At 66.9% G+C, this 13,113-nt stretch carries 9 protein-coding genes; 3 read left to right on the top strand and 6 right to left on the bottom strand.

The genetic code is table 11. From position 1 onward, the window contains the following. The 6 genes from WBB07_RS23795 to WBB07_RS23770 all read right to left on the bottom strand — a co-directional run. A partial coding sequence (locus tag WBB07_RS23795) for a PPE domain-containing protein (protein ID WP_526311187.1) occupies positions 1 to 265 on the bottom strand: 265 nt, incomplete at its 3' end. Beyond that, positions 262 to 576 carry a PE domain-containing protein gene (locus WBB07_RS23790; RefSeq protein WP_526311185.1) on the bottom strand — a complete coding sequence of 105 codons (315 nt, stop codon included), beginning with the start codon at positions 574 to 576 and terminating at the stop codon, positions 262 to 264. The genes WBB07_RS23795 and WBB07_RS23790, both read right to left, overlap by 4 nt. Beyond that, positions 573 to 4,559, bottom strand: coding sequence for a type VII secretion protein EccCa (gene eccCa, locus WBB07_RS23785; RefSeq protein WP_526311183.1), 3,987 nt, complete (start codon positions 4,557 to 4,559; stop codon positions 573 to 575). Before eccCa ends, WBB07_RS23790 begins: the two co-directional genes overlap by 4 nt. After that, on the bottom strand, positions 4,556 to 6,088 hold the full coding sequence (gene eccB / locus WBB07_RS23780; RefSeq protein WP_526311181.1) for a type VII secretion protein EccB: 1,533 nt from the start codon (positions 6,086 to 6,088) through the stop codon (positions 4,556 to 4,558). The genes eccCa and eccB overlap by 4 nt, the downstream gene beginning before the upstream one ends. Further along, the gene (eccA, locus tag WBB07_RS23775) at positions 6,085 to 7,968 is read right to left on the bottom strand and encodes a type VII secretion AAA-ATPase EccA (protein WP_526311191.1); all 1,884 of its coding nucleotides are present in this window, start codon (positions 7,966 to 7,968) and stop codon (positions 6,085 to 6,087) included. The genes eccB and eccA overlap by 4 nt, the downstream gene beginning before the upstream one ends. 259 nt (positions 7,969 to 8,227) lie before the next feature. After that, the gene (locus WBB07_RS23770; protein WP_526311179.1) at positions 8,228 to 9,121 is read right to left on the bottom strand and encodes an oxygenase MpaB family protein; all 894 of its coding nucleotides are present in this window, start codon (positions 9,119 to 9,121) and stop codon (positions 8,228 to 8,230) included. An 80-nt stretch (positions 9,122 to 9,201) separates the two neighbouring features. Here WBB07_RS23770 and WBB07_RS23765 point away from each other — a divergent pair, with 80 nt between their 5' ends. The 3 genes from WBB07_RS23765 to WBB07_RS23755 all read left to right on the top strand — a co-directional run bounded on the left by WBB07_RS23765 (position 9,202) and on the right by WBB07_RS23755 (position 13,112). Further along, a complete protein-coding gene (locus WBB07_RS23765; RefSeq protein ID WP_526311177.1) occupies positions 9,202 to 9,834 on the top strand; it encodes a TetR/AcrR family transcriptional regulator in 633 nt (210 codons plus the stop codon). An 82-nt stretch (positions 9,835 to 9,916) separates the two neighbouring features. Continuing rightward, positions 9,917 to 10,879, top strand: coding sequence for a 2-hydroxyacid dehydrogenase (locus WBB07_RS23760; RefSeq protein WP_526311175.1), 963 nt, complete (start codon positions 9,917 to 9,919; stop codon positions 10,877 to 10,879). A gap of 58 nt (positions 10,880 to 10,937) precedes the next feature. Further along, positions 10,938 to 13,112, top strand: coding sequence for an acyl-CoA dehydrogenase family protein (locus WBB07_RS23755; protein WP_526311173.1), 2,175 nt, complete (start codon positions 10,938 to 10,940; stop codon positions 13,110 to 13,112). Position 13,113 lies beyond the last annotated feature (1 nt).

Genomic DNA, 13,113 nt, shown 5'->3' with positions numbered 1-13,113 from the left:
CCACGGCCGCGTTGGTGGCGGCCTGGGTGAGCCACGCCAGGTACGGCAGGTGTGCGGCGGCGTACTGCTCGGCGCTGGGGCCCTGCCAGGCACCGGCCTGGATCCCGGCCAGCAGCGACGTGAGTTCGGCAGCGGCGGCGGTGTATTCACCGCTCAGCGCCGCCCACGCACCGGCGGCTGCCAGTAGCGGCCCCGGTCCGGGACCAGCTGACAGCAGCGCGGAATGCACCTCAGGTGGCGAGGCGAACCAGACTGGGGCGGTCATTGGCCGCCGCGGGCAATCAGATAGGCCGACACCGCTTGAGCGTCGCCGGTGGCGTAACTGGTGCCCGACTCCCCCAGCCCCAGACCCGAGCGGCCCAATTCCTGAATACCCTGCACGGCGACCACCTGGTGTTCGGCGCCTTGGGCGCTGAAACCGGCGGCGGTCTGCAGTGACACCGGATCGGCTGCCGCGGGCAGCACAGCGGTGATCGCGGGTGCGGCGGCGGCGTGTGCCGCGGCCAGCCGTGCGCTGAGAGCTTCCACGGCGGCACTGGCTGCGGCCAGCCCTTCTGGAACCACACGAAGGGTCATGGTTCATTCCTCCTTCTGGAGTTCGGTCCGCCGTCGACTTCGGTACCCAGCAGCGGGTTCACGATCTGGAGATGAGTGGCCGTATCGCTGTCGTCGAGCAGCAACGCCCGGCCGGCGGGTTGCCTGGTGAAGCGGTGCCCGCGGATCTTTCCGCTCTCCGTGGGGTTGCCCGACAACATCAGGGTTGTCGCCTGCAGGTCGTTGAGGCGGCGCAGCAACGGATTGGTCATCAATGCGTGCGCCGAACCGGTGGCCCTGGCGGTGACGATCACCCGTAGCCCGAGATCGGCTGCCTGGGAGAGCAGTCCGATGATCGGCGTCCACGGCCGCTGCCCCACATAGGGTCCGCTCATCGCGGGGCCGTCGGGGATGGCATCGACGTCGTCGACGATCAGGTAGTGGGTGTGAGCCCCGGGAGCGCTCTGGTACGTCCACGCCCGAAGCTCCTGAGCCGAAAGGCCCTGCGGTGGCCGCCGCGCCTCGATGATCGCCGCGAGTCCCAGCATCGCCGGGGCGATCCGGTCGATGTTGGCGGTGTACTCGTTGTCCGGGAACAACGGTTCGTCCACCAGATGCAGCCGGCGGTCGAGCACCGTGAAGGCCACCCGGTCAGCGGACGAATTGTCTCGTATCGTCGCGATGAGGTGCCGCAGCAAGGTGGTCTTGCCCGACTTGGAGTCACCGAAGACCATCATGAGCGGCTGTTCGGCGAAGTCGGCGAGCACCGGCGCCAAATCGTCTTCGCGCTGACCGATCACCACCTGCTCGGGGCCGCGGTACAGCGGCGCCACCACGGACGGCTCCAGATCGGTCGGCAGCAACCGCACCGGCGGCGCTGTGAGGCCGGGATGGCGATCGTTGAGTGCCGCGATCCGGTCGAGTTGCGGTTCGGCGATCAAGAACTGCTCAGCTGCCATCGTCAGGCCGCGACCGGGCTGATCGGCGGGCACGCTCTCGGCGGGCCGGCGCAACGCACCGGTGATGCGGACATTGCTGTCGCGGGGGTCGGGCAGTCGCAACTCCAGCCGCATCCCCAGGCCATCCCGCATCGCCAACGGCACCTCGAGCCAGTTCGGCGTGGTGATGACAACGTGGATGCCGTACGCCAAACCGGTGTTGGCAAGTTCGGTAACCCTGGCCAGCAATGGGTTTCGGGTGTTGAACTGGTCGGTGTTGTCCCGGCTGAACGCGTACAGGTTGTCGATCACCAGGAAAACGTGGCCGTAACCGTCATGGGGGGCACGGTCGCCGGCCCGCCGGCGGGACTGCAACAGCGTCTCGATCTCACCGAAGGTGCGCCGTATCCGCTCGCCGTCCAACGGTGAGGCGACGCTGCCCACGTGGGCCAGCTCCTCGATCTTCTGCAATGCGCCGCCGCCGTAGTCAAGGCAGTAGAACGTCACCTCACGCGGCGAGTGCAGCTCGGCTGCCGAACTGATGAATGTCAGCAGCGCCGTCGATTTGCCCGACTTCGGTCCACCGTGGATGACCAGGTTTCCCGCCGCCGAACGTGCGTCGAACACCAAGGGGTCTCTGCGCATCTCGAACGGGCGGTCGATCTCGCCGAGCGGCCAGCGCCACTGCCGCTCACCGATACCAGAGGTGGCGAGCATGGTGGTCAACGCCACCGGTTCGTCCAGCGGCGGAAGCCACAGCGCCGGTGCCTGCGGACCGTAGTGGGCCAGCTGGTCCCCGATGGTGGCGATCAGCTTCTTCGGCGGCCCTGCGGGTGCGTCATCGTCGTCGAGGATCACCACATCCTGATCGGGGTCGACGGCGGCGGCGGTGAACAGTTTGGGTTCCGGCACCGTGGGCACCACAAACGACCGCGGGGTGCGGGGTGGCTCGTAGATGCCGTCGACGTAGGTGCTGCGGAACTTGATCGGATCGGCACCGGGGGCCGGAACCAGGAATCCGACTCCTTTGTGTTCTCTGCCGGATTCGATGTGGTAGGCGTCTTCGACGCCGATGACCTGCCGGGACACCGCCGGGCTGGCCACCTTCAGACCGATCCGGTACGAGGTGTTCTTGTCGATGTCCTTGATTTTGCCGACATCGAGGGTCTGCGATGCGAACAGCAGATGGATCCGGAACGAGCGGCCCTTGCGGGCAACGTAATCGAAGAGCTCGGCGTACTCCGGGTGATCGGCGAGCATCAGCGTGAACTCGTCGGCCACCACGAACAACGTCGGCATCGGCGCCAGCTCGGCGGCTGCTTCGGCAGAAGAGTTCCGAGCTGCTTCGTACTCGGTGACCGAGTTGAACGCGCTGCCCTGGATTCGTCGGCCGGCTTCACGTAACACCGTCTCGCGGCGGGCAACTTCCCCGCGCAGGGTGTCGGCGAAGCGGTCCGCCAGTGACTTCTTCTCTGCCATGTTGGAGATCACCGCGACCACCTGCGGGAAGTTGCGGAAGATGTCCGCGCCTGCCTCGCCCTTGAAATCGGCGTAGATCACGATGAGTCGGTCCGCGGAGTGTGTTGTCAACAGTGACAACAGAATCGACATCAGCATTTGCGACTTGCCGGAGCCGGTCATACCGATCATCAGACCGTGCGGCCCCATCCCGCCCTCGGCCTCGTCCTTGAGGTCGAAATACAGCGGCTCGCCGGTGGCGGTGACACCGATCGGCACTCGAAGCTCGTCCTCGCGGCGCCGGGGGGCCCACACCGTGGGCACATCCAGCTGCGAGGCGTCATCGATGTCCATCATGGTGGTGAAGGTCGCGCCGCGGGTGGCGGCCGACCGCAGACCGGCATGGGTGGGATTGGAGTCCCAGCGCGACAACTGCCGCGCCAAATGTTCGGCTTCGGCGCTGCTCATCGCATCGGCGTGGTCCACATAGGGCCGCCACCCGCCGGTGAGCCAGCGCTGAATGCGGCCGTTCTCGACCAGAAGATGAGGACGCTCGGGGTCCGGGTACTGATCACTGTCCGGCGCGGTCTGCGAGATGTGCACGACGGTGACGCCGGCCAGCCCGGCTGACAGTACCGAACCGCTCAGGTCGTAACCCGGGTCGTCGACGACGATCACCAAGTGCCGCAACGACTCATCCGCTGATCGGGCGGCACCTGTGAAGAGCGCACGCTCGGCCAGCGCAGGCCCGATCTTGGCGATCAACTCATCGGTGTTGGCAGCCAGATACCGCGCGGGACCGGTGCCGTCCACTTCGCCGGGAACATCGCTGTGCGGCAACCATTTCAGCCACGACCAGTCCGGGCCCTCCAGCTGCGGAGCGGCCAGCGCCACACCGAGCACACCGGCGTCATGCCAGGTGACTGCCTGGGCCACCCAGGCCCGCACCGCAGCACGCGCTTGGTCCGGGTCGCCGACGACGGTGATGCGCGACACCTTTGTCAGATCGATGGCCACCGGTGCATCGTGGACGGTGCGCTGGGCCTCGAGTAGACCTCGCAAACTGCTGTATGACACCGGCTCGAGGTCGATCTCATCGGCGGTGTCCTTGACCCGCAACGTGGTCTCCAACGGGACGTCGTGGCGGCCGGCCCGCACCACCAGGAAATCCGGGTCGTGTGGATCGCGCTCCCATTGCCGCCGCGAGCCGGCGATCTGCGCCAGCACCGCAGGTTCTGGATGAGACCACTGCAGCATGGCCCGTTGCGCGTCGGCCTGGGCCCGCACGTTGTCGCGCACCACCGACAGGTACCGCAGGTAGTCGGCCCGCTCGGCATCGACTTCCTCGGTGCGCATCTTGTTGTCGTTGCCGCGGTACAGGGCGGTGGCCGCCAACAGCAACACAAACGGGAAGAACAGCGTGGTCGGCGAGATCAACCGCATGCCGGTGGCCACCAGCGCCACGATCATGCCGACGATCAACATCACGATCAGGAAGGGCAAGGCGCGCCGCAACAGCGACGGAGGCACCGCTCGTTGCAGTTCCGGGGGCGCCTCGATGGTGATGGTGCCCTTGCTCGAAGACGGTCGTGGCAGCCGTCGGCGTGCCTCGAAGATCAACCGGCTCATCGGTCCTCCAGAACGTTCGCGGACGCGCCGGCAGTCTTGTACACCGAGAGCGCACCGTCCCTCGACAAGGCCGGTCCCGGGGACAGCAGCGACAGCACCGACCAGGGAACAGGCGTTGCGGGCCCCGTTAGACCCAGCGCATCAACAGTTTTGGCCAGGTCGTCGGCATTGTTACCGGCTTCGATACCGAACCGGACCCCGGTGTCGGAGACCCAGAACAGGGCGCCGGCGGCCGGTGCCGCAGGGTCCGACCCGACGGTCTGGGTCAAGTAGCCCGTGCCGGCGGGGATGGCCATGCTGTTGGCGCCGCCGGCCGCCCCCACGGCCAGATCAACTGCGTCGACCCCGTCCGGAATCGGCAGAGCGGCACCGGACAGCAGCGCAAACGAGCTCGTGCTCGCGTCCACCGGTTTGGTCCAGGACGCACAGGTCACCGGGGAACTCGCCGTATCCACCAGGCTGAACTGCTGGTTCGGATAGGCCTCGGCATCGAGTGCCTGCGACACCGGCAGCGCCGCGATCTCGTCCATCCCCAGCCGCGGCGGCTGTTGCAGACCATGGGAATTGGCATTGCGCAGCAGCGCCGCCAGCACCGGCGAGACCTGTTGCAGGCCGTCGGCGAGTACCGCGTAGTACTGCATGGTGTTGTCGGCTCCGAAGGCCACCACCACCGAACCGACGGGTGCACCCACCGGCAGGGGGAACTGCGCCCACTCCCCGGCGCCGGGGATCTGCGGCGCCCACAACGGGACACCCTCCGGGATGGCGTTGAACAGACCCGACGAGATCGGTCGGGGCGCACCGACATTGGCGCCCAGCCCCAGCGCGCTGGTTGCGCCGCGATCAGCCAGATTGACGGCACTGCGTTGCCCGCCCCACAGCAGCCAGGTGCCCGATCCGGTGTCGACGAGAACGGCCTGGTCATCGGGCAGGGTCACCGCACGCTCACCGTCTGAGGCTGTCGGCCCGGCCACCACGGTGACCCCGGCAGGGCCTTCGCAGACGGCCCAGTTGGCGCTGCGGTCGGATCCCTGCACCATGCGTTCGGGCGCACCGGGGATACCGATGAGACTGCCCCGCGGGAAGCGGTCCAGCTCAGAGGTTTTCACCTGTGCTGGGTTGACGGGCCGGCCGGCGATGAGCCGGGCCGAGGTCAAGTTGAGCACCGGATGCAACTCGTCGTTGACCCGGATGTAGAGCGCCGCGGTGTCTCGGTCGGCGAGCACCGGATCGTTTCCGGCCGCCCCACCGGGCCGGATGAAGGAGAACACGAAGCAGCCGAGGACTCCGGTGACCACGATCAGCACGCCCATCAGCACCGCGCGTGACTGCGATCGCAGCGGGTCGACGAGCATCCTGGTGTCGTGCATCGCCACCCCGGAGGCGATGCGGCGCATCACGAATCGCCAGCCGGTCACCTGGTGGCGGGTGACGAAGCCGCGCCGATAGGTCACCTTCTCCGGGTTGGTGTTCTCCGGGGTGCGGGAGGTGAAACCTTGCCGGTCGTCATTGCCGGCGTTCATGGTCATGCGCGATCCGTTCCCACGCTCGTGTCTCGTGTACTCGCTTCTGGCCGGCCCGGCACCGTCAGGCCCAGGCCGCGCAGCAGCGGCAGCACCGCACCGCGGACGTCCGCGGCAGTGATGGTCATCAGCTCCTCATCGGTGAACGTCTCGGCGCCCGCTGCTCCCGAAGACTCCCGATGGTCGAGGCGGAACTCGCGCTCTTCCTCGGATCGCTCCACGACGTTGCGGACAAACCGCCCGTTACCGGCGATGTCGAGGCTGCGGCGGTCGACTCCGCCGGCATCCGGGCTGGTGGCGGTCGCCAGGTGGGTGAACAGTTCGTGCATGTTCTCGAGTGCCGCCTGTTCGAACCGGCTGTCACGCTGATTCGCCATCGCATTGGCGATCTCCACCAGCTCGGCCGCGCTGTAGGACGGGAAGTCGATGCTGCGGGTGAATCGGGACCTCAGGCCCTCGTTGGTGTCCAGGAACCGGTCCAGGTCGGCCCGGTAGCCGGCGATGATCACCACGAGCCGGTCGCGGTCGTTCTCCATCCGTGCGAGCAGCGTGTCGATGGCGACGAGTCCGAAGTCGTTCTTGGCGCCGGTGGCCACCAACGCGTAGGCCTCGTCGAGGAACAGCACACCGTCCAGCGCGCTGTCGATGACACCGTTGGTCTTAGCTTCGGTCTCGCCGATGTGCTGGCCGATCAGGTCGGCGCGGTGCACCTCGCGCACGTTCTCCTTGCGGAGCAGACCGAGCCCGCAGTAGATCTTGGCGACCACCCGAGCGATCGTGGTCTTACCGGTCCCTGGCGGACCGGCAAAGACCAGGTGGTGCGAGCGCTGTGCCACGGCCAGTCCGCGTTCCTGACGCAGCAGGGCCATGGCCACCGAGCTCTTGAGCCTGGCCACCTGGTCTTTGACCTCGTCGAGACCGATGAACTCAGCCAGCTGCTGTTCTGCTTCGGCAAGCAGTTCGGCCTTGCGGTCGTGCGCGCCGGGATCAACGAAGTCGGCTTCCCCTGGCTCGGTGCCGATATCCCACGGATCGGTACGGGCGTCGATACGCGCCGCCGTCGTGGTCACGATGTGGAACGTCGGATCCGACAGTGCGATCTCGACCTGCTCGTTTTCCGGATGCGCGGCATAGAGCTCCTGCAGCGTGTCGGCCGCGTCCGCCTCCTCGCCGTGGGCTCGCAGCGCCAGCGCTTTTGCCAGCGCCCCATCCGTGGCGGCGAGCGCACACGGCCCTTCCGGCTCCTCCAGGTACGACAGCGCGGGGGCAAACATGCCCAGCCGGGCCAGGGCGGTGCCCAAGGCGATCTTCGCGGCATGCCTGAACACCTCGTCGAGCGCGGCGTCGTTGACGACCGGTGTCAGGAGCTTGACGACATCCGACCAGCGTTGCGCGCGGTAATGGACAGCGGTGGCCACCCAGCGCGCCTCGGCGGAGCTGGGCCGCCGGTCCAGCACCGGGGATACCACGGTGTCGGCGTCACCGAACCGGCCGTCGGCCGCAAGCGCCGCCGCGTAGGCCAGCTGGAAATCGGCCGGTTGGGTGGCCCGGAACTGCAGATAGAGCCCGGTGTCATAGGTGAATCCGAGGGCGTTGGGCTCGAGCTCGACCTGGCGCTGCAGCAACCCGGCAGTGGTGGTCGTGGTGGCGACGGCCGCCAGCACCCGCAGCGAGACATCACCGGCAGCGGCCAGCCCGGTCCAGGCATCACACTGGTCGTGGGCGATCCTGGTCAGCGCGGCGAAACCCGAACGGGCTGCGGCCAAGTCAGCAGGCCGCCGTCGGTCATACACCGACAACCCGAGCCCTTTGCAGCAGGTGGCAAAGCGACTGACGATGTCCCCGTCCACACGCAGGGTGTCAACACGACTGTTCATGGTCTCCATGTTCGGGCCCAGCACACGACCACCCCCGCCCCACTCCTCAAGCTAGATATGCCTAGGCTAACTTTGCTGAAGTTAGCATTGCATAAGCTAACTGTCGAGGCGCTCCCATGGGGGCACTACAGTGCCACCCTTTTCCATTGATGCAGGTCGGACCGCATTTCCGTCAGTCAGACCGCGGCCGCCGTCAGCACACGAGGACAAGCCGGCCCCCACCGGCCATAATTCCCGGTGGCCCGAGGTTCAGGCTTTCCGGGCTCACTCAGACGAGCGGGCGCCCGGTGCGAATGCGCCGATCCACGTCCTTCAACAGCACGTTGAACGGAAAGCGCCGGACCGGCCGAGGCAGCACTCCGTTGACAGCACGCAGCACGCCGATCAATCGGTCGAACCGCCGCTGTCGCTCCGCATCCCAGGGCAGCCGCATCTCGTCACGGAACCGCTGCGGCAGAAATCCGGTGGTGATCAGCAGGGCCAGATTCTCGGCCCGCTGCTGGATGGGTCGCGGCAACCGCACCCGACCCACCCGGCTGACGGCGATCGGGTACAGATACCGGCGCACGGCGTCGTCGATGTGGACCTTCTTCAGCGTCGCCTGCCAGTACTCGTCGAATGCCGGCCGGTCTGCCGGCCACATCTCGGCGGGGACCTGCAGGGTGCCACCCAGACTCACACTGGCGGCATAGTGCCGATCGGCCGCCGCGTCGTCGAGCTCGCCGACAAAGGTGCGGTAAGCATCGACGGCACCCTTGTACAGGCAGGCGGCCACCCACAGCTGCAACTGCTTGTCGAACGCGTTGTACTCCACCGGACTCTGGTCGGTGGAATAGACCTGCGCGTGGGCCCGGTTGACGGCCCGCCGGAAGGCGGCCTTCTGCTCGTCGGTCCCCTGACCCGCCACCGCAAGGTAAGTGAAGGTGGTGCGCGCCCTCTTGATCGGATGCCGATCGACCCGGCCACTCTCGACGCGGCTCTCCATCACGCCGTAACCGACGCCTGGAAGCGCCAGCTGCATGATCACGTTCGCAGGGCCCAGTAGCAGCGCAACGCCCATCAAACCCTCATCGACATCACGCTCTCGACAGGACCTGGCAGAGGCTCTCGGCGGGTCACTCACCCCCCGCTCGACGGTGCGCACCGGATCAGTGGTTGCCATGAAAGCCGCCTGTCAGCTAATTGTGATAACAGCTGTTTTCCAATCTTGCACCCGCACTCGACAGGTGTCAACATGGTGCGGTGGCCCAAGTTCGCCCGTACCGCGGTATCGACGCCCCGACACGCGCCGCCGACCGACGGCTCCGGCTCATCGATGCCGGTCTGGAGTTACTCGGCGGCGAATGCCCTCCCGACCAGGCACCCGACGAGCTGACAGTGCGTGCGATCTGCCGGCAGTCGGGCGTGGCCGTGCGCTACTTCTACGAGAACTTCGACGACAAGGACGACTTGGTCGGCGCGGTGTTCGATTCGGTGACCGCCCATCTGGCGGCAACAACGCAGGCGGCGGTGGCGGCCGCCCCGTCGGCCGAACAGAATCGTGCCGGCATCGCCAACATCGTCCGGATCATCTCCGATGACCCGCGAATCGGGCGGCTGCTGTTCAGTACCCAACTGTCCAACGGCGTGGTGCTGCGCAAGCGCGCCGAGCAGGGCGGAATCTTCGCGATGCTGTCCCTTGAACACATCAACACCGCGCTGCGAGCACCGGGCAACAGCCGGGTCAACGCGGTGGCCCACTTTGTCGTCGGCGGCGTCGGACAGACGCTCTCGGCCTGGCTGTCCGGGGAGATCGCGCTGAGCCCGGCGGAACTGGTGGACCAGCTTCAGGCAATCCTGGGAGCACTCAACGAACCGCACCTCTTTCACGCCTGATCGCGAGCGACGCCGACCACCACCTCACTCCCTACCTCACCGCACCGCGGACCCGCGGCGAGCAGGCCGATACGATCGCCACGTGGACAACACAACGGTGGCGCTGAGAGTCCTCGCGCACTTCAAGCCCAGCAGCAAAGCCGTAGAAGCAGTTGCGGACTACCAGGATTGGCTCGACGTCCGATGGGTGGCCGAGGATGACGACGAGGCGTTCTACCGCGAACTGCCCGAAGCCGACATCCTCTGGCACAACCTGCGGCCGCTGAGCGCCGACGACATCACAAAAGCCGGAAAGCTCAAGCTGATCCAGAAACTCGGCGCCGGCGTGAACACCATCGACGTCGAATCCGCCGCCGGCCGCGGCATCCCCGTGTCCAACATCCCGGGCGCCAACGCACAATCGGTCGCCGAGGCGACGGTGCTGTTCATGCTGGCCGGGCTGCGCCGCCTGCAGGAGCTGGACCGCGCAACGCGCGACGGCAGCGGATGGCCCGCCGACGCCACCCTCGGTGACCGGGTCCGCGAGATGGGGAGCTGCACCGTCGGTCTGATCGGCTACGGCAGCGTCGCCAAACGTGTCGAACAGATCCTGAAGTCCATGGGCACCAAGGTGCTCCACACCAGCGCCACCCGCGACGAGTACAACGTGAACTGGGTGTCCCTCAACGAGCTCCTCAAGAACAGCGACATCGTGTCACTGCATCTGCCGCTCACCCCCGCGACCGAGGGCCTCATCGACGCCGAGGCCATTGCCAAGATGAAGCCCGGGGCGATCCTGGTCAACACCGCCCGCGGCAAGCTCGTGGACGAGGCCGCAATGATCGATGCCCTGCGCAGCGGGCAGCTGGCCGCAGCCGGACTCGATGTCTACGCCGTGGAGCCGCTTCCCACCGACAGCCCACTGCTGGCCCTGGACAATGTCCTGCTGACACCGCACGTGAGCTACGCCACCGCCGACACCGTGAAGCACTACCTCGACGCGGCGGTCCGCAACTGCCGCCGGCTGCACGAGAGCAAACCGCCGTACTGCATCGTCAACATGTAGAAGTCGCTAGTACGCTCGTTCCCAACCGACCGGTTATTCGACACGGAGGACGGCGACGATGCCGATTGCGATCAATCCCGAGCATGTGGACCTGGCAGACTCGGTGCGCTCCCTGGTGGCGCGGATAGCGCCGTCGGAGGTGCTGCACGAGGCACTGGAAACCCCGCTGCAGAACCCGCCGCCGTACTGGAAGGCCGCGGCGGACCAGGGTCTGCAGGGGTTACACCTCGCCGAGTCGGTCGGTGGCCAAGGTTTTGGCATCGTCGAGCTGGCGATCGTGCTGGCCGAATTCGGTTACGGCGCGGTACCCGGCCCGTTCGTTCCGTCGGCCATCGCGACCGCGCTGATCGCCGCCCACGACCCCGATGCCGATTTCCTGACGGAGCTGGCCTCCGGCGACCGCATCGCGGCCTACGCCATCGACTCCGGGCTGACCGCCACCCGGCACGGTGACGTGCTGGTGATCCGCGGTGAGGTCCGCGCCGTCCCCGCCGCCGCGCAGGCATCGGTGCTGGTGCTGCCGGTGGCCATCGATTCCGGTGAGGAATGGGTGGTCCTCGACGCCGACACCTTGGAGATCGAACCGGTCACCGGTGTCGACCCGCTGCGACCCGTCGCACACGTGCGGGCCAACGCCATCGAAGTCGGTGACGAGCGGGTGCTCTCGAACCTCAGCCGGCCCGCCGCACGCGCGTTGATCTCGACGCTGCTGTCCGCCGAGGCCGTCGGCGTTGCACGCTGGGCCACCGACACCGCAGCGGAATACGCCAAGATCCGCGAGCAGTTCGGCCGCCCCATCGGCCAATTCCAAGCCGTCAAGCACAAATGCGCCGCAATGATCGCCACCACCGAACGGGCCACCGCCGCGGTGTGGGACGCTGCCCGGGCCATCGACGACAACGACCAGCACACCGAGTTCGCCGCGGCAGTTGCCGCCACTCTGGCGCCGGCCGCTGCCCAACAATGCACCCAGGACTGCATCCAGGTACACGGCGGCATCGGCTTCACCTGGGAGCACGACACCAACATCTACTACCGGCGGGCGCTGGTTCTGGCGGCCTGTTTCGGCCGGGCCGCCGACTATCCGCAGCGGGTGGTGGACACTGCCACGACTACCGGCATGCGTGGGATCGACATCGATCTCGATCCCGACACCGAGAAGCTGCGCGACGAGATCCGCGCCGAAGTTGCTGCACTGAAAGCACTTCCGCGTGACGAGCGCACCGTGGCGATCGCCGAGGCCGGCTGGGTCCAGCCTCACCTGCCCAAGCCGTGGGGGCGAGGCGCCCAGCCCATCGAGCAGATCATCATCGCCCAGGAGTTCAGCGCCGGCCGGGTGCGACGTCCGGTGATGGGCATCGCGGCATGGCTGATCCCGTCGATCGTCGCGTTTGGCACCGAAGAACAGAAGCAGCAGTTCCTACCCCCGACGTTCCGCGGCGAAATGATCTGGTGCCAACTCTTTTCCGAGCCCGGCGCCGGCTCAGACCTGGCCAGCCTCACCACCAAGGCCACCAAGGTCGACGGTGGCTGGCGGATCACCGGCCAGAAGATCTGGACCACCGGCGCCCAGGTGTCACAATGGGGCGCACTGTTGGCAAGGACTGATTCCAATGCCCCGAAACACAATGGCATCACCTATTTCCTGCTCGACATGAAGTCCGAGGGGGTGGAAGTCAAACCCCTGCGCGAGCTCACCGGACACGCGATGTTCAACACCGTCTTCATCGACGACGTCTTCGTGCCTGACGACATGGTGCTCGGCGAGGTCGATCGCGGCTGGGAAGTCAGCCGCAACACCCTGACCGCAGAACGGGTTTCGATCGGCAGCAGCGAACCCGGCTTCCTGGCGACGCTGGACGGCTTCGTCGAGTTCATCAGGGACGGGCAGTTCGATCAGATCGAGCAGAACCGCGCCGGTCAGCTCATCGCCGAGGGCCATGCCGCCAAGCTGATGAACCTGCGCTCGACGCTGCTGACGCTGGCCGGCGGAGATGCGATGCCGTCAGCGGCCATCTCCAAGCTGCTGTCGATGCGCACCGGGCAGGGTTACGCCGAGTTCGCGGTGGCATCCTTCGGCACCGACGCCGTGGTCGGTGACACCGACACCCCTGCCGGCAAATGGATCCAATGGCTGATGGGCAGCCGCGCCACCACCATCTACGGCGGCACCTCCGAGGTGCAGCTCAACATCATCGCCGAGCGGCTGCTGGGTCTACCCCGCGATCCGTAAT

Origin of the sequence: Mycobacterium sp. (assembly GCF_049647605.1) — a bacterium.
GTDB lineage: Bacteria > Actinomycetota > Actinomycetes > Mycobacteriales > Mycobacteriaceae > Mycobacterium.
The sequence above is the reverse complement of the archived record's forward strand: the minus strand, read 5'-3'. Positions and strand labels throughout refer to the sequence as shown.

Bases quoted from the DNA above. Each gene is read 5' to 3' on its own strand.
- WBB07_RS23790 (WP_526311185.1), bottom strand. From the start codon at position 576: ATGACCCTTCGTGTGGTTCCAGAAGGGCTGGCCGCAGCCAGTGCCGCC.
- eccCa (WP_526311183.1), bottom strand. From the start codon at position 4,559: ATGAGCCGGTTGATCTTCGAGGCACGCCGACGGCTGCCACGACCGTCT.
- eccB (WP_526311181.1), bottom strand. From the start codon at position 6,088: ATGACCATGAACGCCGGCAATGACGACCGGCAAGGTTTCACCTCCCGC.
- eccA (WP_526311191.1), bottom strand. From the start codon at position 7,968: ATGGAGACCATGAACAGTCGTGTTGACACCCTGCGTGTGGACGGGGAC.
- WBB07_RS23770 (WP_526311179.1), bottom strand. From the start codon at position 9,121: ATGGCAACCACTGATCCGGTGCGCACCGTCGAGCGGGGGGTGAGTGAC.
- WBB07_RS23755 (WP_526311173.1), top strand. From the start codon at position 10,938: ATGCCGATTGCGATCAATCCCGAGCATGTGGACCTGGCAGACTCGGTG.